Consider the following 21,677-nt stretch of genomic DNA (forward strand, 5'->3'; position numbering starts at 1 on the left):
AACTGGCTATGCGCCATTTTTCATCCATCTCCGCCGGCTGCAGCGCGTGAGCAGCGATCACGCCGCGCTGGTGTTGGCCGCCGGCGCGGGGCGCCGGCTGGGCCGTTGGAAGCAACTGTTGATGCGCGATGGCGAGCCCCTGCTACGTCGCGCCGCACGCATTGCGCTACAAACGTCGCCGCGCCGCTGTGTGGTGGTGTTGGGTGCCAAAGCCGACGCATTGACCGAGGTCTTGCAGGGCCTGGATGTGGAAATACTTCGGCATGCCGACTGGTCTGCAGGCATGGGTTCGAGCTTGGCGGTGTTGCGCCAACATGTGCAGGACGACACGCCGTTGCGCCGCAGCTTGATCCTGGGCTGCGATCAACCTGCACTGGACGCACCGCACCTGCGCGCGCTGCTGCAAGAGGCCGGGCACGCTGCTTCGGGCTGCGCCATCAGTGGTTATGCCGGGGTCCGCGGCATTCCTGCGGTGGTCACCCACGCCGTCTGGGCAGATGTCCCGCTGCAGGCCGATAGCGGCTTGCGCGGCCTGTTTGCCAGCCTGGATGTGCAGACACTGGGCTGCGTAAGCGCACCGGCCCTGGCCTTGGATATCGATACGCCTGCCGATCTGGCGGCGGCGCAGCGGCGCGGCTGGGTGGATCTGGACTGAGACGCCGTAACGGGCGCTGGTCGGTGATCTCCGTCAGCCTCAGCCTTCAAGCGGCCAGGGAAGCGGACTGCACGGCTGGCAAATGGCGTGGCCGGTATTCGTCATCGGCATATCCACACGTGCACGACGCATTGCGCGCAGGCCGCGCTGCACGGCGACCGCATGCCAGGCAGGCTCCGAATCGATGGCGGGGTTTGCGCAGACGTCCAGGTCGGCTAGATTCATCCCATCGGACGCTATTGGCCCGATCCGCACGTTATCGGCTACTTTTCTGGATGTCCGCCCGTCGTGAATGCCGCCGGTTTTGAGCTGATTCAAAACGATATCGTCGTCTTCGGCCTGATCGCCGCCACCCTGGGGGCGGTGTTCTGGACCTCCTCACGCGAGCAGGGCGTGTGGCGGCGATTTTATGCCGTGGTACCGGCCTTGTTGCTGTGTTATCTGCTGCCAGGCATCTACAACACGGTCGGTCTGATCGACGGCAACAACACCCGCCTGTACAACCCGATCGCGCGCGACGTTTTGCTACCGGCCGCGCTGATCCTGCTCACATTGAGCATCGACCTGCGGGCGATTCTGGGGCTGGGGTCAACGTTGATCGCGATGTATCTGGGCGCATCGCTGAGCATCATGCTGGGCGCGGTGGTCGCGTTCTGGGTGATGAACTGGCTGCATCCGGCCACAGTGGCCGGCGACACCTGGGCCGGCATGGCGGCGTTGGCCGGCAGTTGGATCGGCGGCGGTGCCAACATGCTGGCGATGCGTGAGGTCTTCAATGTGGATGCCACCACCTTCGGCCAGTTCGCCGTAGTCGATGTCGGCGTAGGTTACGTATGGATGGCTGCCCTGATTTTCATGGCCGGGAACGCCCGCAAGATCGATGCGCGCAGCGGCGCGGATAGGCGTGCGCTGGATGCCTTGCAGGAGCGCATGGCGCTCTTCCAGGCCGAATATGCGCACATTCCCAGCCTGGCCGATTTGATGGTGATCGTGGGGGTGGCATTCGGCGGGGTCGGCCTGGCGCATGCGCTCGCCAACCCGCTCGCTGCATGGTGCAAGACGCATTTGAGTTGGGCCAGTCAGTTCAGTCTGGATGCGCCGTTCGTGTGGGTAGTGGTGTTGGCGACCAGTCTGGGCCTGCTGCTGAGCTTGACCGGCGCACGCACGCTCGAAGGCGCGGGCGCCTCCAGGATCGGCACGCTGCTGCTGTATTTCCTGATCGCCTGCATCGGCATGCAGATGGATCTGTTGGCGCTGCTGGACCGGCCGTGGCTATTCCTGCTCGGCCTGATCTGGATCGCTGTCCACATCGCGCTGCTGTGGGGTTTGGGCCGCTTGTTGCGGGTGCCATTTTTCTATTTCGCGATCGGCTCGCAATCCAACATCGGTGGCCCGGCCTCCGCGCCGGTGGTCGCCGCCGCTTTCCATCCGGCATTGGCACCGGTCGGGGTGTTGCTGGGCACGATGGGCTACGCCACCGGCACCTGTCTGGCGTATCTGGTCGGCATTAGCTTGCGCGCGATGGCAGGTGTATAGCGCACCTCACAAAAATGTTGCGTTCTAGCAGTCATAATTGCGTCTCTTTGCGAAGGCCGCTTATAGATGGAGCGATTCGAGCTACTGATCAGTGACTGCGATGGCGTTCTTGTCGACAGCGAGGTATTGGCCGAGCGGGTGATGTGTGAGGCGCTGGCGGCATTCGTTCCGGCCGAGGCGTTGGAGCATCTGCTGGTAGCGACCTTCGGGCAAACCACGCGTGACATGTTGCGGCGGGTCGAAGAGCGCTTCGCGCTGCAGTTGCCGGACACCTTGCTGGCGCAGATCGAGGCGCGTAGCGAAGCGCTTACCGAGGCCGAGGTACAGCCGATTCCAGGCGTGCGCCAGGCACTGGAACAGATTCCGTTGCCGCTGGCAGTGGCCTCCAATAGCCGCCGCCATAATGTGATTGCATTGGTGGAGCGGGTTGGGCTCAGCGCGCGTGCTGCTGGACGTATCTTCGGTGCCGACATGGTGGAGCGGCCCAAGCCTGCACCGGATGTCTATCTGCTAGCCGCACGTACGGCTGGTGTGGCGCCGGAGCGTTGTCTGGTGATCGAGGACAGCCTCACCGGTGCGAGCGCGGCATTGGCTGCAGGAATGCAAGTGCTGGGTTTTACCGGTGCCAGCCATATTCCACACGGACACGATGAGACGTTGCGTCGGATCGGCGTGCTTGAGGTGTTCGACGCCATGCGCGACTTGCCGGCATTGTTCGAACGCCTCGTACGGAAGCAAGCTGGCTAAACGCGCATTGAGCGGCGCGGCGATGCAGCGTGGGGCGCGTGCTCAAGACATAACACGCTCCAGGGTGTTATTCGTCGCCGCTGATTCGAGGCGCAGGCTCAACATCCCGCCGCGTCAGCGCAGTTTCAACAACGTCTTTCAGGCCAGCTTTCGGACGCTATCGATTTTTCGGAACCCATCAACGCAACAGGGCGCGATTCGCATCGCGCCCTGTTGCGTTTCAACCCGTCAATCTCACCTCAACAGCAGCGAAATCCGCTCTTGCCGCCATAGCGCGCGTCTTGGCGTTCGCGGAAAAAGGCGGGGTACTCCATCACCGGTTTGTCGGGATGTTTTTCCAGCATGTGGCGCACGTAGTTGTCGTAGTCGGGAATGCCGCAACACAGGCGTGCGGTCTGTATCAGGCGCCGCCAGATGCGGCGATGCACCTGATATTGGCTGGCCACAACGAGTTGGGTGCCCATTACAGGTCCGCCATCTGGTGTGGCTGCAACGCCACGTACGGAGTTTCGCGATCGCTACGTTGCGGGTTGCGGCGCGCAATGATGATCGTCTTGACCGCGTAAATCAGGATCGAGCACACCACGAACAGAAACAGCACGGTCAGACCGGCGTTGACGTAGGCATTGGTGACGATCTGCTGCATCTGCGCCACCGTCTTGGCCGGTGCGGTGATGGTGTTGCTGGCGATAGCGGCCTGAAACTTGTGCGCCTGCGCCAGGAAGCCCTGCGCCGGGTTGCTGTCGAAGATCTTGATCAGCCCGGCGTAGGTCGTGCACAACAGCAGCCACAGCGCCGGCACGATGGTGACCCAGGCGTAGCGATCGCGCTTCATCTTGAACAGCACCACCGTGCCCAGCATCAACGCAATACCTGCCAGCATCTGGTTGGAGATGCCGAACAACGGCCACAGCGTCTGGATGCCGCCGAATGGATCGATCACACCGGTGTAGAGCAGATAGCCCCACAGCGCCACGCAACCGGCGGTGGCGATGATATTGGCAGTCCACGAGTCGGTCTTCTTCAGCGCCGGGACGAAGTTGCCCAGCAGGTCCTGCAGCATGAAGCGGCCCGCACGCGTGCCGGCGTCCACTGCGGTCAGGATGAACAGGGCCTCGAACAGGATAGCGAAGTGGTACCAGAACGCCATAGTGTCTTCACCGGGCAGCAGCTGGTGCAGGATCTGCGCAATTCCGACCGCCAGCGTGGGGGCGCCGCCGGCACGTGCCAGGATGCTGTGCTCGCCGATGTCGCGCGCGGTGGATTCCAGGACCTCGGGCGTGATCGCAAAGCCCCATTCGGACACCTTGGCCGCGACCGCCACCGTGTCGGTGCCGACCAGTGAGGCCGGGCTGTTCATCGCGAAATAGATGCCCGGCTCGATGATCGAGGCCGCCACCAGGGCCATGATCGCCACGAACGATTCCATCAACATGCCGCCGTAGCCGATGTAACGCATGTGGCCCTCGTTGGCGAGCAACTTTGGCGTGGTACCGGAGGCGATCAACGCGTGGAAACCGGACACCGCCCCGCAGGCGATGGTGATGAACAGAAACGGGAAGATGCCGCCTTTCCACACTGGGCCGTCACCGGTGGAAGCGAACCGGGTCAGCACCGGCATTTGCAGATCCGGCATCACGACCAGGATGCCGATCGCAAGCGCCAGGATCGTGCCGATCTTGAGAAAGGTTGACAGGTAGTCGCGCGGCGCCAGCAGCAGCCACACCGGCAACACCGCGGCGACGAAGCCATAGCCGATCAACATCCAGGTGATCTGCCTGGCGGTGAAGGTGAAGGCCGGGCCCCAGCTTGGATCGGCGGCGACCTTGCCGCCCAACCAGATCGCGCCTAGCAACAGCACCAGGCCGACCACCGAGATCTCGCCGATCTTGCCGACACGGATGTAGCGCATGTACACCCCCATCATCAGCGCGATCGGCATCGTTGCGATCACTGTGAACATGCCCCACGGGCTTTCGGCCAGCGCCTTGACCACCACCATCGCTAGCACCGCCAGGATGATGATCATGATCAGGAATGCACCGAACAAGGCGATGGTGCCGGGCACCCGACCCATTTCCTCGCGCACCAGATCGCCCAGCGAGCGGCCGTTGCGACGGCCTGAGAGAAACAGCACCACGAAGTCCTGCACCGCACCGGCAAACACCACGCCCACCACCAGCCACAGCAAGCCGGGCAGGTAGCCCATTTGCGCGGCGAGCACCGGGCCGACCAAGGGCCCGGCGCCAGCGATGGCGGCGAAATGATGGCCAAACAGCACGTGCTTGTTGGTGGGTACGTAGTCCAGGCCATCGTTGTTGGCGACGGCTGGCGTTGCGCGGGTTGGATCCAACTGCAACACGTTATCGGCGATGAACAGGCTGTAGAACCGGTAGGCGATCAGATAGATCGACACCGCAGCCACTACGATCCACAACGCGTTGATGTGTTCGCCACGCCGCAGCGCCACGGTACCCAGGCAGAACGCAGCCAGCAGCGCCAGCGCGCTCCAGGCCAGCTTCGAGAACCCTTTCATGCATGCCCCTCAGGAACGATTAACCTAAGGGTCGCCTCGTCGCCTGCCTGCGGTCAATGGTGCCGTTCCGGGGCGGGGTAAAACCTTGGTTGTAGAGCGTCTTGTTGCGATGTGCCCGCTTGCACCACTGCGGCGATGGCTTTTGGAACGATCGGTTGCGCCGGTCGCGATTGGGGCACGCGCCGGGCGCATCCATTATGTAAACCTCATACCATGCACAGGGAGAGTCCGATGAGCGCAACCACCACCGCAGCGACTCATGTGCTGCGTACGATTCGCGGCATCTCCAGCTCCGATAGGGCGGGCGTCAAGCTGACCCGCGTGATCGGCACGCCGCAACTGCCCGAGCTTGACCCTTTCCTGATGCTGGACGCGTTCGGCACCGACAAGGCTGAGGACTATCTGGCCTGGTTTCCGAGCCATCCGCACCGCGGCTTCGAGACAGTGACCTACATGCTCGACGGGCGCATGCGGCACAAGGACCACCACGGCAACGAGAGCCTGCTGACGCCCGGCAGCGTGCAGTGGATGACCGCCGGGCGCAGGCTGATCCACTCGGAAATGCCCGAGCAGGAATCCGGGCGCATGCTCGGCTTTCAGCTGTGGGTGAACCTGCCGGCGCGCGACAAGATGACCGACCCCAAGTACTAGGAATACGCACCGGACCGCATTCCGGTCGCGCATCCGGCGCCTGGTGTGACGGTCAAGGTGATCGCCGGCACGGTGGGCGAGGTGCGCGGGCCGATCGTGCAACCGGCCACCGACCCGGTGTATCTGGATATCGCACTGGCACCGAACGTCGCCTGGGATTATGTGTTGCCCAGCGGCCACAACGCGTTTGCGTATGCCTTCGAGGGCGCAGTGACGGTGGGCGAGGGCGATGCGTCGCGCGCGCTGCCGGCGCAGGAGCTGGTGGTGCTGGGCGGCGGCGAGCGGTTGACGCTGCGCGCAGGCGCCGAGGGCGCGCAGCTGATTCTGGTGGCCGGCCGGCCGCTCACCGAGCCGGTGATGCGGCATGGCCCGTTCGTGATGAATACCAAGCAGGAACTGATGCAGGCGTTCTTCGACTTTCAGGAAGGCCGATTTTGAGGTTCGTTGACCAGTGAGATGTAGTAATTTTTCTTAGAGCGGCTAACAAAACCCAGGAAGAAGCCGTAAGCAGATGATGGAGCAAGCAAGCGAGAGCAACGCCAAGTGGAGATCGATGCGGCGTTCAAAGCGGATGCGCAGTTTGCCCATGCCTGCGAACCAGGCATGGGTGCGCTCGACGACCCAGCGATGACGGCCCAACCGGTCGTTGCGCGCGATCCCCTTGCGTGCGATCCGCGCAATGATGCCGCGCTGCTTGAGGAAGGCGCGACAGCGGTCGATGTCGTAAGCCTTGTCGGCGTGCAATTTGTCTGGCCAACATCGCAGGCGCCCTGGTTTGCCACCACTGGTTTGCCACCAATTGGCGGCAAGGCGTCGATCAACTCCTCGAACACGACCGAGTCGTGCCGATTGGCGCCGGTGACGCATACCGCCAAGGGGATGCCGTTGCGATCGACGATCAGATGCCGTTTGCTGCCGAGTTTGCCGCGATCGGTCGGGTTCGGCCCGGTATATGGGCCCCCCGGGGGGGAGGCTACGCTAGCGGCGTCCAGACCAGCTCGGCTCAGGTCCAGCGTCTGAGCGCGACGTCGCTCGGCCAGCAACACCTGATGCAGACGATGCCACACACCGGCGGCCTGCCAATCACGCAACCGGCGCCAGCAGGTCATGCCGCTGCCGTAGCCCAGCTCCATAGGCAGGTCCTTCCCACGGCACGCCCGTGCGCAGGACATAGACGATGCCGTTGAGGGCTTGCTGATCACTGATATGCGGCCGTCCACCTTTGGGCGAACGCTTCACTTGCGGAATCAGCGGCTCGATGCGCTTCCACAGCGCAATGGGGATCTCTTTGCGACGTGTCATGTCCGCAATTTTGCCACCGGCGAGACAAGATTCAAGGGGGTTTGTTAGATGCTCTTATTTTTGAGACCAACAGCATTCGCGGCGTGATGGTAACTCTAGTGGACTATCTTGCTCAAATCGAGACCGCTGCTTATGTCAAGTTCGCGAGGATTATGTAGCGTATTTGCCTAATTTTCTTGTGTTCTAGATGGTCAGCAGCAGGGAGTTGCGCGCGCTGAATATAGTGTGTCCAATGAAGTCGCGTGCTGCAAATGCAGCACGCATCACCGACATCGGCTATCCATTGAAGTTCAGGAGGCGAAATGCGTAAAATTTCTCATAATTCTCTGCTTATAGGGTTTTCTTTGAGCCTGATCTGCGGGTGCGCACATGCGCGGAACGCAGAAACTACTGTCCCGTCAGCGATTGTCAATAATTCGCCGGTGGCCGTTGCGTTGATGTACACCTACGGCAGGTCGGTAGCGTGCTATCCCATTCCACGACCTAATAAAGCTGGTCAGGGCGTCGGAGGACCTGATCTGGTTAGTAATCGGTCCTACAAATTCGTTGCAATGAGAACCTCCAATTGTTTGAGCGGTACCGGCATCGCCGGATTGAATGCCGCAGTCCGTACATTAAGAAGCCCAACGATCCATATCGAGAGTAATCAGATAACTGTCAGCTATTAGTTGGCAAAGCTCACAACTATCCACGCGCGTCGCTGCATTACGACGCTGGGCGCGTGTTGGTTGAGTCAGCGCTGCAACGCTAGGCTTGCCGGCTGCAGATCCATGTTCTGCACCAGCGACTGCCTGGAGGCGAGTTCTTCGGTGTTGTCACCATCGATCCATAGCTGGGCGTAACGCTTCTTGCCCAGCTCGACCACCGTGACGCGGCGCGATTCCATCCCGGGCACTTCACGACCGCCCGGATCGAGCTTGTACCAGTAGAAGTCTTCCTGCTGGATCTGGCCCTTCTCGGCGCGGCGGTCGCGCGCCAGCACCATGGCCGGGTCGCGGGTGGTGAGCATCACGCCCAGGACCTGCCGACCATCGGCGGTCACGGCCTTGCAGACCAGATAATCGGCGCCTGCGAGCGCGTTCCACTGCAAGCCGGAGGCCGGCGGCAACGGCGGGCAGACTGGCGAGGTTTGCGCGTGAGCGGTGACTGCAGCCAATAGCAAGCTCAGGCCGACAAGGCAGGATGCGGACTTCACTCGAGGGTTCCCCGACGATGAACGACTGTGCGAAGACAACGCCGTCTAACGTGTCGTTGCAGCAGCCCGTGCGCTCCCCGCCCCAGCTGCGCTTCGCACGCAACGTGCCTCCGATCTACAGTCTCATCACTATCAAAGTGGTAGCTGCAAGCTCAAGCGGGTCGCAAACGTTGGCGCAATCGGTTGCGCGCCTAGATACTTCCGTTATGAGACCTGGGTGAAACCTCTGAACAACTCCCTGCACGGACGACGCTGCAGCAGTGGTACGCGCTGAGCGATCCGGCAAGGCATTGCCAACGTCAGTCTCGAGATCGTGCCGCGCCCACTCAGGGCCGGCATGTACATCAGTATTGTCGAAGGCGCTATCAAAATCAGCAGTAGGTAGCTGCCGCTGACGCCTGCCGCTCGCCATGCGGGATCGCCAGGTGGCCGGCGGCAGGTAGCCGGCGGCGGGTCGCGTCGCTCTGCTCAAGATCGATGCGTGCCGCCGCCGCTCCCGGCGCGCGCCTTGCGGGTTGCGCTCGACGCATCATTTATGCATAGCAGCTATGGGTAGCGGCCCGATTCAGAACAACTGCCCGCTCTCGGCCGCCTGCACCGCCACCGCGGCGCGAGGCCAGCCTGTCGGCCAGGCCGGGTCGGCTCCGGCAGCCGGTAGCTGCGCAGGTCGCACAGGGTCCAGTGCAGCGCGCTTTCCATCGCGACGCGGTGGCCGGGCGAAACGATCAGCAGGTTGCAGCATGGCTTGCTGCGCAGCGCCCAGCCGACGATCTCGCCGCGTTGCACGATGGTGCTGCGGTCGCAGGCCTGCGGTCCGTGTTCGTCGTAGCGCACGGCCAGCAGCTTCTTCAGCACGCCGATCTGGGCAGGCCGCTGACCACGCCGAAGTGCGCGGCGATGCCAAGCCAGCGCGGATGGGCGATGCCCTGACCGTCGACGAACACCAAGTCCGGACGCTGCCGCAGCAAGGCCAGCGCGGCCAGCAGCACCGGCAGTTCCCGAAAGCTCAGCGCCCGGCACGTACGGCATCGAGGTCGGCACGCGGGCGATTTCCGCCTGCTGCGCCTGCAAGGTTTCGGCGTCGATCAGCACCGTCGCGGTCGCGGTTGTGGCGTGCAGGCAGACATGGCTGCTGCGGCGACGCAGGAGAGGGCATGTGCAGGTAGCGGTCCTGGCCGCAGCGCCGGTCCAGCGCGAGCGCCACGCACCGATAAGCCAGCTATGGGATTCCATGACGGTATCCCATAGGCATGCCGCTACAATCCAGGGCCGCATGACCCACGCATTCCCCCAACCGAGACCGTCGCAATGACCCGCAAACTCGTACTGCTGCGCCATGGCCAGAGCAAATGGAACCTGGACAACCGTTTCACCGGCTGGGTGGATGTGGAACTCACCGAACAAGGCCGCCAGGAGGCCGCTGCGGCCGGCAAGCTGATGAAGGATGAAGGGCTGCAGTTCGATGTCGCCCACACCTCGGTGCTCAAGCGCGCCATCCACACGCTGCAGGGTGCGTTGAAGGAACTCGACCAGGATTGGCTGCCGGTCTCCAAGAGCTGGCGCCTCAACGAGCGCCATTACGGCGGCTTGCAGGGCCTGGACAAGGCCGAAACAGCTGCAAAACACGGTGAGGAGCAAGTCAAGATCTGGCGCCGCTCGTACGACATTCCGCCGCCGTCGATGGACATCAACGATCCGGGTCACCCGTGCCACGACCGTCGCTATGCCACGCTCGATCGCAACGCATTGCCGGGCGCCGAGTCGCTGGCTACCACGCTAGTGCGCGTGCTGCCGTATTGGCACGACGCGATCGCGCCGCAGTTGAAGGCCGGGCAGACTGTGCTGGTGACTGCGCACGGCAACTCGCTGCGCGCGCTGTACAAGTATCTCAACGACGTGTCGAACGAGCAGATTCTGGAGCTCAACATTCCAACCGGCATCCCGCTGTTGTTCGAGCTGGACGACAACCTGCAGGTGCAAAGCTTCCGTTACCTGGGCGACCCGGAAGCGGCCAAGCGCGCCGCCGAAGCGGTGGCTAATCAGGGCAAGGCGAAGTAATCGCTGCGTTCGGTTGATGCGCTGCGCGCGTTGCGTGTGGCGCATGCGGGTGTTCGCACCATGTGGTCGAAAAACCCGCGGTGTGTTGAATGAAAGCGATGCGTATTCATGGGCCGAGCATGCATCGCGACGTGGTGTGCAGGCGGTACATGATGTCCGGCAAGCGTAGACGTCAGCAGATGAGTGCCACCCATTGTCGCGCGTCTGTGGCGATCTTGGGATTGCTGCTGGCAGGTGGCAGCGTTGCGTTTGCTGCGTTTGCTGCGCTGGCCAATGGCAGTGTCTCCAGTTCGGCGATAATGTTGGCTTGCTGATCTGCGTGCTCAGTGTGCTGATGCTGGCGTTCAGTCTGTTCGGAGCTGTGCGACAGATGGAAGCATCGGCCGATGCAGCGTCCGGGCATAAGGCCGCGCTGGTGCTCATGCTGTTGGCGTTTCCGGTATACCTGTTGATGGCACCGTTTTACGAGCGCAAATAACCGCAGTCGATGGCGCGTTGTTGCGCCGGGTTGCAGGGGGGCTGGTTGAGCGGCAAACAGATTGTGAAGCGTCTACGCGGTAGGCGCGCATATGCTCTGTGAGTCGCAGCGTCCTTTTCGATAAGGCGCAGTATCGAACGTTGGGGCGGCACGGTGCCGCTGCAGTGGTCTTGCTGTGATCGGTTTTTAAGTGACCAACAAAACGTAGCGAGCGCCGCCTGTCGAGGCAGTGCTTCGATAGCCACGCTTGGCCGAGCGCCCACTTTTTTACCACCTATACCTCAGTCGCGTGCCTTGGAGAATTCAATGAATTTGAGCAAGTTCGCATCACTGTCGCTTGCGGTCGCCATCGCGGTCACGTTGTCTGCGTGCGGTAACTCTGACGACACTGCCAAGGTAGCGTCTACCGCACCCCGGGCTGCGCCGACCAAGGTGGATGTGTCCAAGCTCGACGCACCAATCCTGGCGTTCGGCGTTCACCACCTGGATCTGACCATCAATGCGTGCCACGACCTTAATGCATTCGTCAACGCTAAATGGCTCAAGGCCAATCCGGTGCCGTCCGATCGCACCAGCTGGGGCAGCTTCGAAGTGCTGGCCGAGCGCTCGTTGACCATCCAGCATGCGTTGGTGGAGCAACTGGCGCGCGACACTCTGTCGGCCGGTTCGGTGGATGCCAAGATCGCCGACCTGTGGCGCACGGGTTCGGACGAAGCGGCGATCGACAAGGCCGGCATTACGCCGCTGCAGTCGCAGTTGAAAGCGATCGATGCGCTGACCGATGCGCCGGCCATTGCTGCGTGGTTGCGCAACAGTTATGCGCAGGGCCAGGGCTTGCTGTTCTCGTTCGGCGCCAATGCCGACTACAAGAATTCCGAACAGATGATCGCCTATGCGGGGCAGGGCGGTCTGGGCTTGCCTGAGAAGGGCTATTACACCGAATCTGGCCAAGCCGTTCGAGCAGGCCAACTTCGATTTCTATGTCAAGACGCTGCGTGGTCAAAAGGACATGCTGCCGCGCTGGAAGCGCACCTTGAACGCGGTCAACGAGGCGATGGGCGAGGCCCTGGGCCAGCTCTATGTGCAGTCGGCGTTTCCGGCCGAGTCGAAGGAGCAGATGCAGCAGCTGGTGCAGAATCTGTCGGTGGCACTCAAGGCGAGGCTGGAGAAACTCGATTGGATGAGCGCTGACACCAAGCAGCGCGCATTGGAGAAATGGGCAAGCTTCACGCCCAAGATCGGCTATCCGGATCAGTGGCGCGATTGGTCCGGCCTGGAAACCCGTGGCGATGGGTTTCTCGCAAACATGCAGGCCGCGCAAGCATTCAACTATCGCTACATGCTGGACAAGATCGGCAAGCCGGTCGACAAACGTGAGTGGTATATGACCCCGCAGACGGTCAACGCGTACTACAACGTCACCCGCAACGAGATCGTGTTTCCGGCGGCGATCCTGCAGCCGCCGTTCTTCGACCCCAAGGCCGACCCGGCGTTGAACTACGGCGGCATCGGCGCGGTGATCGGGCACGAGATGATGCACGGCTACGACGACTCGGGCAGCCAGTTCGATGCCAATGGCAATTTCGACACCTGGTGGACCGATGCGGACCGCAAGCTGTTCACCCAGCGCACCGATCAGCTGGTGGCGCAGTTCGACGGTTACGAGGCAATTCCCGGCGTGCACGTCAAAGGCAAGCTGACCTTGGGCGAGAATATCGGCGACCTCGGTGGCCTGACCGTTGCCTTTGATGCGTTGCAGACGGCGTTGAAAAAACAGCCGAACGCCAATAAAGCGATCGACGGCTATTCGCAAGACCAGCGCTTCTTCATCAACTGGGCCACTGTTTGGCGTGGCAACCTCACCGATGGCGAATTGCGCATGCGTTTGAACACCGACACGCATGCACCGGCGAATTTCCGCGCCAACGGTGCGCCGTCGAATATGCCGACGTTTGCGCAGGCCTTCCAGTGCAAACCGGGCGATGCGATGGTGCGCGGGGACAAGGACCGCGTCGCGGTCTGGTAGCGGCCAAGGTCAGCGCACCGCTCAGTTACCGCGTGAGCCTGAGCAGGGGAAACTTGCATTGGCACGACGATGCTGCAAAACCACCGCAAGTGTGGACCACGAGCCGGTGGCCATTATCTGGCGGCGTGGCGCGGTAACAGGGATGGGCTGGTTGCCGCTGGAGTCGCGGTTGTGACGTCCGAAGCGTGAGCGCGGCTGCTTGCCGGCGCGCGTAGCAGGGTCGGTGCGAATCAGGAAATATTTAAATGCAAGGATATTTATATTCAATAGTCGCCCCTGAAAAACCCCAACCACCCAACGACCGCCAGGCCTTGATGTCTGCACCGACGTCCCCCCGCCCTGAGTAGCGGCCGGGTTTAGAGTCCGGGCCTGATGATATCGGTGTTTGCCAGATGTTGGGCATAAGCGGCCGGCGTCATGCCGCCGATTGCTTTCTTGGGTCGGTCCTCGTTGTATTCGCGTCGCCAACGTTCGATCTCGGTGCGCGCGTGCAGCAGTGTTGGTAACCAGTGCTCGTTGAGGCATTCGTCGCGTAGTCGGCCGTTGAACGATTCGACGTAGGCGTTCTGGTTCGGTTTACCCGGCTGGATGAGCCGTAGCTGCACACCACGGGCGTGCGCCCAGGCGACCATCGCCCTGCCGCAAAACTCCTTGCCGTTGTGCCCCGAGGGCAGGCTTCGCGCTCGGTGCGGATCATCTGCGGCAGGCCACGGCTGTGTGCCAGTCGGTCCAGCACGCGCGCAACGCCGTGTCCCGAGATCGCGCGCTCCACGTCGATGGCGACCGCTTCGTGGGTTGCGTCGTCCACGATCACCAGACACTTGAGCACCCGACCTTCGGCAGTGCGGTCGAACACGAAGTCCATCGACCACACCTGGTTGGCCTGCGATGGCCGCAACAATGGTTGGCGCTCGCCCATCGGCACCTTCTTGCGCCTGCGGCGCCGGACCTGCATCTGCTGTTCGCGGTACAACCGCTCCACACGCTTGTAGTTCACGACGCGTCCTTCCTGACGAAGTTTGAGATAGATCATCCCCACGCCATAGCGGCGATGGCGATGCGCCAGCGCAAGAATGCGCTCGCGTAGCTCAACGTTGCGGTCTTCGCGCGGGCAGTAGCGCAGCGCACTGGCGCTCATGCCGATCGCCGCCAAGGCGCGACGCTCGCTGGCACCGCACCCGATCCACTCGCGCACCAGCGCACGACGCGCCGGTGCGCTCACCACTTTTTTCGCAGCGCATCCTTGATCAGGTCGTTTTCGAACAGCTGCTCGGCCAGCAACTTCTTCAGCCGCGCGTTTTCGGACTCAAGGTCCTTGAGTCGCTTGGCATCGGGCACGCTCATCCCGTCGAACTTGCTGCGCCACAGGGAGTACGAGGCCTCACTGAAGCCATGGCGCCGGCACAGGTCTTTGATCGCCACGCCTGCTTCGGCCTCACGCAGGAAGCCAATGATCTGCTCTTCGGTAAAGCGCTTCTTCACGTCCAATCTCCTCGGGGTAGGGAATTGGCCTCCAAACTGAGGCGCTACTCAAAATCGGGGGGACGTCGATGGGAAAAAATTACTTCATCACGCTGTTTGGCCGGGAGACCTTATGGATTTAGAGCGGCTAACAAAACCTAGGAAGAAGCCGTAAGCAGATGATGGAGCAAGCAAGCGAGAGCAACGCCAAGTGGAGATCGATGCGGCGTTCAAAGCGGATGCGCAGTTTGCCCATGCCTGCGAACCAGGCATGGGTGCGCTCGACGACCCAGCGATGACGGCCCAACCGGTCGTTGCGCGCGATCCCCTTGCGTGCGATCCGCGCAATGATGCCGCGCTGCTTGAGGAAGGCGCGACAGCGGTCGATGTCGTAAGCCTTGTCGGCGTGCAATTTGTCTGGCCAACGTCGCGGGCGCCCTGGTTTGCCACCAATTGGCGGCAAGGCGTCGATCAACTCCTCGAACACGACCGAGTCGTGCCGATTGGCGCCGGTGACGCACACCGCCAAGGGGATGCTGTTGCGATCGACGATCAGATGCCGTTTGCTGCCGAGTTTGCCGCGATCGGTCGGGTTCGGCCCGGTATATGGGCCCCCCGGGGGGGGGAGGCTACGCTAGCGGCGTCCAGACCAGCTCGGCTCAGGTCCAGCGTCTGAGCGCGACGTCGCTCGGCCAGCAACACCTGATGCAGACGATGCCACACACCGGCGGCCTGCCAATCACGCAACCGGCGCCAGCAGGTCATGCCGCTGCCGTACCCAGCTCCATAGGCAGGTCTTCCCACGGCACGCCCGTGCGCAGGACATAGACGATGCCGTTGAGGGCTTGCTGATCACTGATACGCGGCCGTCCACCTTTGGGCGAACGCTTCACTTGCGGAATCAGCGGCTCGATGCGCTTCCACAGCGCAATGGGGATCTCTTTGCGATGTGTCATGTCCGCAATTTTGCCACCGGCGAGACAAGATTCAAGGGGTTTTGTTAGACGCTCTTAATCGTAGAAATGGACGAAGCGCTTTAAGTATGACTTGTTGCTGGCACCTCTATGAGAGGCACCAGCAACGTCGGTTTGCTTTACGTCAGATCGAAACGATCCAGCTGCATCACCTTGGTCCAGGCTGCGACGAAGTCGTGCACGAACTTCTCCTGTGCATCGGCGCTTGCGTAGACCTCGGCAACCGCACGTAGGATGGAGTTGGAACCGAACACCAGATCCACGCGGGTGCCGGTCCATTTCTGCTCGCCGGTGCGGCGGTCGCGTCCTTCGTACAGCTCCTTGGTGTCGGACGTGGCTTTCCACTCGGTACGCATATCGAGCAGGTTGGCGAAGAAGTCGTTGCTGAGCACGCCAGGCCGGGTGGTGAACACACCGTGCTTGGACTCGCCGACGTTGGCGCCCAGCACGCGCAGGCCGCCGACCAGCACGGTCAACTCCGGTGCGGTCAGGGAGAGCAGTTGCGCTTTGTCGATCAACAGCGCCTCGGCAGGCACGGCGTAGCTGCGCTTGGCGAAGTTGCGGAAGCCATCGGCTACCGGCTCCAACACTGCGAACGATTCGACATCGGTCTGTTCCTGCGATGCGTCGGTGCGGCCCGGCGCGAACGTCACGGTGATGTTGTGGCCAGCTGCATGTGCAGCGTGTTCGATGGCGGCATTACCGGCCAGCACGATCAGGTCGGCGAGCGAGATCTTCTTGCCGCCGGACTGCGCTGCATTGAACTCGGCCTGGATGCGTTGCAGCGCGCTCAGCACCTTGGTGAGTTGCTCAGGCTGATTGGCTTGCCAATCCTTCTGCGGCACCAAGCGGATGCGTGCACCGTTGGCGCCGCCGCGCTTGTCCGAGCCGCGGAAGGTCGAGGCCGATGCCCATGCGGTGGAGACCAGCTGCGCCACGCTCAGCCCGGAGCCCAGAATGGTCTGCTTGAGTCCGGCTGCGTCCTGCGCATCGACCAGGGCGTGGTCGACTGCCGGCACCGGGTCCTGCCACAGCAATTCTTCGCTCGGCACGTCCGCGCCGAGATAGCATGCACGCGGGCCCATGTCGCGATGGGTGAGCTTGAACCAAGCGCGTGCGAATGTGTCGGCGAACTGGTCCGGATGCTCATGGAAGTGCCGCGAGATCGCTGCATAGGCCGGGTCGAAACGCAGTGCCAGATCGGTGGTCAGCATCGTCGGTCGATGCTTTTTGGATGCATCGTGTGCATCGGGAATGATGGCGTCGGCGTCTTTGGCCACCCACTGGTGCGCACCGGCCGGGCTTTTGGTCAGCTCCCACTCGAATTTGAACAGGTGATCGAAGAAGTCGTTGCTCCACTGCGTCGGTGTGGTTGTCCAGGTAACTTCCAGGCCACTGGTAATCGTGTCGGCGCCCTTGCCGCTACCGTAGCTGTTGTGCCAGCCCAAGCCCTGGCTTTCCAGGTCGCTGGCTTCCGGCTCGGCGGCCACGTGCTCGGCATCGGCCGCGCCGTGGGTCTTGCCGAAGGTGTGGCCGCCGGCGATAAGCGCCACGGTCTCTTCGTCGTTCATCGCCATACGCGCAAAGGTGTCGCGGATGTCGATCGCGGCCGCGATCGGGTCAGGCTTGCCGTCCGGGCCTTCCGGATTGACGTAGATCAGGCCCATCTGCACGGCAGCGAGCGGGTTTTCCAGATCGCGGGTGTGCTGCACTTGGCTATCGTCGTCCTTTACTAGCACGCCGTGCGTTTCGTCCACGCCCGGCGAGCCGCGCGTGTAACGCTCGTCGCCGCCCAGCCACTTGGTTTCACGGCCCCAGTACACATCCTGATCCGGCTCCCAGGTGTCTTCGCGGCCGCCGGCGAAACCGAAGGTCTTCAAGCCCATGCTTTCCAGCGCGACGTTGCCGGTGAGGATCATCAGGTCGGCCCAGGAGATGGCCTGGCCGTACTTCTGCTTGATCGACCAAAGCAGGCGGCGTGCCTTGTCCAGGCTCACGTTGTCCGGCCAGCTGTTGAGCGGTGCGAAGCGCTGCTGCCCGCGACCGCTGCCACCACGCCCATCGCCGATGCGATAAGTGCCGGCGCTATGCCAGGCCATGCGCACGAACAGCGGGCCGTAGTGGCCGAAGTCGGCTGGCCACCAGTCCTGCGAGTCGGTCATTAGCGCACGCAGCTCTTGCTTGAGCGCTTGCAGATCGATGCTCTTGAATGCCTCGGCGTAATTGAAGGACTGGCCCAATGGGTTAGATTTGCTCGAATGCTGGCTGAGCAGATCCACGCGCAGTTGCTTGGGCCACCAATCGATGTTGGTGGTTCCGGTACCGAGGACGGCGTGATTGAACGGGCACTTTGCTTCGGTGGTCATGGCGGTTACCTGTGTGCGTGAGCACTTGAGGAGCTGCGTGCCGAAGGCGCCGACACGTGCGGGTGGAATCGAAGTGGCGAGCAATGCTTAAGGCTGGGTCATCGGGACGGGGCGCGATCGCGTCCAATGCCGAGTTGGTGTCATCGCCGCGTTTGGAGGTGGTGGCGCCTGCCAGGATGGCCCGGAATAGGTCGACGGGCTTTTGGCGGAGCCTGCAGGCGTACTCATCATGTCGGCGTTCGAACACGATAATCGGCATCGATCATTTAGGGAATTCGAATTCTCCAACCTTATCGATAGCGCGTTGCTATGGATACTACGCCGGTGCCGAACCGATGTGCCATCGACGCATTGGTGCGGCCGGCCTGCTGTCTGTTACGCCCTAGTACGCCGATCAGCAGCGGCAGTGCAGTGTGTACGGTCAATTGCGCCTGCTCGGGCGGAATGTCGAGCTAGCTGGCGAGCTGCTGCAGCTGCGGGCCTTGCAGCTGCGCGGCAGGTTGATCGATTAACGAGGCCGATGTGGTCATTGGCGTGGTCTCCGGTTGGACAAAACGTTCCGGCAGAGTGCGCCCGTCGGGCCATCAGAGCAATTCGCGCGGCAGGCACCGCTGTGCAGAGCGTGATGCAGCGGCATTGGAGCGGTGTTCAAGCCAACCCATCCGAGTACAGCGCGGCAATGGATTGGCCAACGTAAAGCGTGAAGCCATGCAGCTACGCTTTTACGAATCCCGAATCCGGCCATACCCGACGCAACGCCGTGACGATTCCCCACTCCCGATTCTCAAATTCCCACTTAAAGCAACGCCTTCAACCGGTACAGCGCCTCCAGCGCCTGTTTGGGCGTGAGCTCGTCCGGGTCCAGCGCCTGCAACGCTTCTTGCGCAGCGGAAGATGGCGCGGTGAACAAGCCGAACTGCTGCGGCGCATCCAGTGCGGCGGGTGCCATTTGGGCGCTGTGACTTTCGCCACCGCGTTGTTCCAGCTCCGCCAGTCGGCGCCGTGCCTGCGTCACCGCCGCCTTGGGCAAGCCGGCCAGCGCAGCTACCTGCAGACCGAAGCTGCGATTGGCCGGGCCGTCCTTGACCGCATGCATGAATACCAGCCGTTCGCCGTGTTCGACTGCATCCAAATGCACATTGGCAATGCCGCTGGCGCCGCCGGCGTGCGATTCGTCGGCCAGTGCAGTGAGCTCGAAGTAATGCGTGGCGAACAGCGTGTAGCAGCGATTGGTATGCGCCAGATGGCGTGCAACCGCATCGGCCAGCGCCAGACCGTCGTAGGTCGAGGTGCCGCGGCCGATTTCGTCCATCAGCACCAGCGATTGCGGCGTGGCGTGATGCAGGATGTAGCTGGTTTCGGCCATTTCCACCATGAAGGTGGATTGCCCGCGCGCCAGATCGTCGCCAGCACCGATGCGGGTGAGGATGCGGTCAATCGGCCCGATCACCGCGCGGCTGGCCGGCACGTAGCTGCCGATATGCGCCAGCAACACGATCAAGGCGTTCTGGCGCATGTAGGTCGATTTACCGCCCATGTTCGGGCCGGTGATGACCAGCATCCGGCGATCTGTATGCAGATCCAGATCGTTGGGCTCGAACGGCTGATCGCGCACCGCTTCCACCACCGGGTGTCGGCCGCGTTCGATGCGCAGGCACGGTGCGCTCTCCAGTTCCGGTTGCGACCAGTCCAGCGCCTGCGCGCGTTCGGCAAACCCGGCCAACACATCCAGTTCGCTCAGCGCAGCGGCGCAGCGCTTGAGGCCTTCCAGCTCGCTGCCGAGTGCGTCGAGCAGGCCGTCGTACAGCAGTTTTTCGCGCGACAACGCGCGCTCGCGTGCCGACAGCACCTTGTCCTCGAAGCTCTTGAGTTCTTCGGTGATGTAGCGCTCGGCGTTGGTCAGCGTCTGCCGGCGGCTGTAGTGCAGCGGGGCTTTTTCCGCTTGGCCCTTGCTGATCTCGATGTAATAGCCGTGCACGCGGTTGTAGCCGACCTTGAGCGTGGCGATGCCGCTACTGGCGCGTTCGCGTTGTTCCAGATCGATCAGAAACTGGTCCGCGTTGGTGGACAGGCGCCGCAGCTCATCCAGATCGGCGTCGTAACCGGTGGCGATGACGCCGCCGTCGCTGAGCTTGAGCGGCGGTGTGTCGGCCACCGCGCCGATCAGCAAATGCGCGGTGGCATCGTGCTCGCCAAGCTCGGCATGCAGGGTCTGCAATCGCGGTGAATCCAGCGGTGCCAGGATCGCACGAACCTTCGGCAACAGCGCCAGGCCGTCGCGCAAGGTGGAAAAATCGCGTGGCCGCGCCGAGCGCAGCGCCACGCGGGTGAGGATGCGTTCCAGATCGCCGAGCGCGCGGAAGGCCTCGCGCACATCGACATCGGCGCCCGCGTCGATCAAGGTGCCGACCGCATGATGACGCTGCACCAGCACATCGCGCAGGCGCAGCGGACGGTGCAACCAGCGTCGCAGCAGACGCCCGCCCATGGGCGTGACCGTGCTGTCCAATACGCCGAGCAAAGTGTTGCGGGTATCGCCATCGACGCGGGTGTCCAGCTCCAAATGGCGGCGTGTGGCCGCATTCATCGAGATCGCCTCGCTGGCCACTTCCATCGCGATCGCGGTCAGATGCGGCAGGCGTTGTTTCTGAGTTTCTTCGACATAGCCGAGCAGCGCGCCGGCCGCCGCCGTGGCCCCCGGCTTGTCGTCGATGCCGAAGCCGGACAGGTCGTGCAGTTTAAAAAACGCCAACAGCTGACGACGACCACTATCGGCGTCGAACAACCACGGTGGCCGACGCCGCACGCCGCTACGTCCGTGCAGGAATTCCGGCCAGTTGTCTTCGTCGGGCACCAGCAACTCTGCCGGTTCCAGGCGCGCAATTTCCCCCTCCAGCGCCTCCACGCTATGCACTTCATTGACCAGGAAGCGCCCGCCGGCCAGATCTGCCCATGCCAGACCGTAGCCCTGCTTGCTGCGCGAGATCGCCATTAACAGTGTGTCGCGGCGCTCATCCAGCAGCGCTTCATCGGTGACTGTACCTGGCGTGACAATGCGCACCACCTTGCGTTCGACCAGGCCCTTGGCCAGCGCCGGATCGCCGATCTGCTCGCAGATCGCCACCGACTCGCCTAACGCCACCAAGCGCGCCAAGTAGCCTTCATACGCATGCACCGGCACGCCGGCCATCGGGATTGGCGCGCCACCGGAACTGCCGCGCTGGGTCAGGGTGATGTCGAGCAGCCGCGCAGCCTTGCGCGCGTCGTCGTAGAACAACTCGTAGAAATCGCCCATGCGGAAGAACAGCAGCAGGTCGGGGTAGTCCGACTTTGCTGCAAAAAATTGCTTCATCAGCGGGGTGTGCTCTACGGCGCCCGTGCTGAGCTTGGTGGTGTGTTTGGTATTGGCGGTCTGCAAGAACGTTGTCCGGAATCTGGCGGTCGATAGGTGCGGGCGGCGTGGCGGCGTCTTTGCTGCGCGGATGTGACTGCGCTGCGCGAAAGGGGCCGATGCGCGGTCGCGACGAACAGACCAGTTGGGATGGAACGAAAGAGGCGGTGGCTGGAGCGGGTCCGGCCGTCCGGCGGGCAAGTTTAAGCCGACAGACCGAAAAATCCTTGGGTCGTCGTTTGAGCATTGTCCAGGGTGCGCGGCGCGGGTGCTTCGGGGACGCAGGGAAGGGGGGGCGGTG

10 protein-coding genes and 9 pseudogenes are annotated in these 21,677 nt (G+C 62.6%); 8 read left to right on the plus strand and 11 right to left on the minus strand.

What is annotated here, in order from left to right:
• The first annotated feature begins 46 nt into the window (after positions 1 to 46).
• Positions 47 to 655, plus strand: coding sequence for a nucleotidyltransferase family protein (locus PD885_RS06205; RefSeq protein WP_002802016.1), 609 nt, complete (start codon positions 47 to 49; stop codon positions 653 to 655).
• A 39-nt stretch (positions 656 to 694) separates the two neighbouring features.
• On the opposite strand, the gene PD885_RS21360 is transcribed toward PD885_RS06205, so the two are convergent.
• Entirely contained in the window at positions 695 to 973 is a 279-nt protein-coding gene (locus PD885_RS21360; RefSeq protein ID WP_159088090.1) for a hypothetical protein, read from the minus strand.
• Here PD885_RS21360 and PD885_RS06215 point away from each other — a divergent pair.
• Together PD885_RS06215 and PD885_RS06220 are read left to right on the plus strand one after the other, a co-directional pair.
• On the plus strand, positions 944 to 2,191 hold the full coding sequence (locus PD885_RS06215; protein WP_088056711.1) for a DUF819 family protein: 1,248 nt from the start codon (positions 944 to 946) through the stop codon (positions 2,189 to 2,191). The genes PD885_RS21360 and PD885_RS06215 overlap by 30 nt on opposite strands.
• Positions 2,192 to 2,257: 66 nt before the next feature.
• Positions 2,258 to 2,938, plus strand: a complete 681-nt coding sequence (locus tag PD885_RS06220) for an HAD family hydrolase (RefSeq protein ID WP_002802012.1) — start codon at positions 2,258 to 2,260, stop codon at positions 2,936 to 2,938.
• A gap of 239 nt (positions 2,939 to 3,177) precedes the next feature.
• Here PD885_RS06220 and PD885_RS06225 read toward each other — a convergent pair whose 3' ends face one another.
• Both PD885_RS06225 and PD885_RS06230 read right to left on the minus strand, forming a co-directional pair.
• Positions 3,178 to 3,402, minus strand: coding sequence for a YbdD/YjiX family protein (locus PD885_RS06225; RefSeq protein ID WP_002802010.1), 225 nt, complete (start codon positions 3,400 to 3,402; stop codon positions 3,178 to 3,180).
• The gene (locus PD885_RS06230) at positions 3,402 to 5,474 is read right to left on the minus strand and encodes a carbon starvation CstA family protein (protein WP_065975340.1); all 2,073 of its coding nucleotides are present in this window, start codon (positions 5,472 to 5,474) and stop codon (positions 3,402 to 3,404) included. The genes PD885_RS06225 and PD885_RS06230 overlap by 1 nt, the downstream gene beginning before the upstream one ends.
• Before the next feature lie 231 nt (positions 5,475 to 5,705).
• On the opposite strand from PD885_RS06230, the pseudogene PD885_RS06235 reads away from it, so the two are divergent.
• A pseudogene (locus PD885_RS06235) lies at positions 5,706 to 6,563 on the plus strand (pirin family protein).
• 42 nt (positions 6,564 to 6,605) lie between these two features.
• On the opposite strand, the pseudogene PD885_RS06240 reads toward PD885_RS06235, so the two are convergent.
• The 3 genes and pseudogenes from PD885_RS06240 to PD885_RS06250 all read right to left on the minus strand — a co-directional run.
• A pseudogene (locus PD885_RS06240) lies at positions 6,606 to 7,427 on the minus strand (IS5 family transposase).
• A gap of 733 nt (positions 7,428 to 8,160) precedes the next feature.
• Entirely contained in the window at positions 8,161 to 8,622 is a 462-nt protein-coding gene (locus PD885_RS06245; protein WP_002802002.1) for a hypothetical protein, read from the minus strand.
• A 533-nt stretch (positions 8,623 to 9,155) separates the two neighbouring features.
• Positions 9,156 to 9,732, minus strand: a pseudogene (locus PD885_RS06250) (endonuclease V); the annotation flags it as partial.
• 198 nt (positions 9,733 to 9,930) lie between these two features.
• Between PD885_RS06250 and gpmA the strand changes: the two are divergent.
• From gpmA to PD885_RS21365, 4 genes and pseudogenes are all read left to right on the plus strand, one after another.
• Positions 9,931 to 10,680 (plus strand): 2,3-diphosphoglycerate-dependent phosphoglycerate mutase, encoded by a 750-nt coding sequence (gpmA, locus tag PD885_RS06255; protein ID WP_002801987.1) that lies wholly within the window; start codon positions 9,931 to 9,933, stop codon positions 10,678 to 10,680.
• Between the two features lie 152 nt (positions 10,681 to 10,832).
• Positions 10,833 to 11,158: pseudogene (locus PD885_RS06260) on the plus strand (hypothetical protein).
• Between the two features lie 306 nt (positions 11,159 to 11,464).
• Positions 11,465 to 13,184 (plus strand): annotated as a pseudogene (locus tag PD885_RS06265) (M13 family metallopeptidase).
• Between the two features lie 5 nt (positions 13,185 to 13,189).
• Positions 13,190 to 13,359 (plus strand): annotated as a pseudogene (locus PD885_RS21365) (phospholipase D family protein); the annotation flags it as partial.
• Between the two features lie 181 nt (positions 13,360 to 13,540).
• Here the strand turns inward: PD885_RS21365 and PD885_RS06270 are convergent.
• From PD885_RS06270 to mutS, 5 genes and pseudogenes are all read right to left on the minus strand, one after another.
• A pseudogene (locus tag PD885_RS06270) lies at positions 13,541 to 14,666 on the minus strand (IS3 family transposase).
• Positions 14,667 to 14,793: 127 nt separating this feature from the next.
• Positions 14,794 to 15,601, minus strand: a pseudogene (locus tag PD885_RS06275) (IS5 family transposase).
• A gap of 137 nt (positions 15,602 to 15,738) precedes the next feature.
• A complete protein-coding gene (gene katG / locus PD885_RS06280) occupies positions 15,739 to 17,985 on the minus strand; it encodes a catalase/peroxidase HPI (RefSeq protein ID WP_002802754.1) in 2,247 nt (748 codons plus the stop codon).
• Between the two features lie 347 nt (positions 17,986 to 18,332).
• Positions 18,333 to 18,515, minus strand: a pseudogene (locus PD885_RS06285) (DUF937 domain-containing protein); the annotation flags it as partial.
• A 266-nt stretch (positions 18,516 to 18,781) separates the two neighbouring features.
• Positions 18,782 to 21,403 (minus strand): DNA mismatch repair protein MutS, encoded by a 2,622-nt coding sequence (gene mutS, locus PD885_RS06290; RefSeq protein WP_088056712.1) that lies wholly within the window; start codon positions 21,401 to 21,403, stop codon positions 18,782 to 18,784.
• Positions 21,404 to 21,677 lie beyond the last annotated feature (274 nt).

Source organism: Xanthomonas fragariae (assembly GCF_900183975.1).
GTDB classification, from domain to species: Bacteria; Pseudomonadota; Gammaproteobacteria; order Xanthomonadales; family Xanthomonadaceae; genus Xanthomonas; species Xanthomonas fragariae.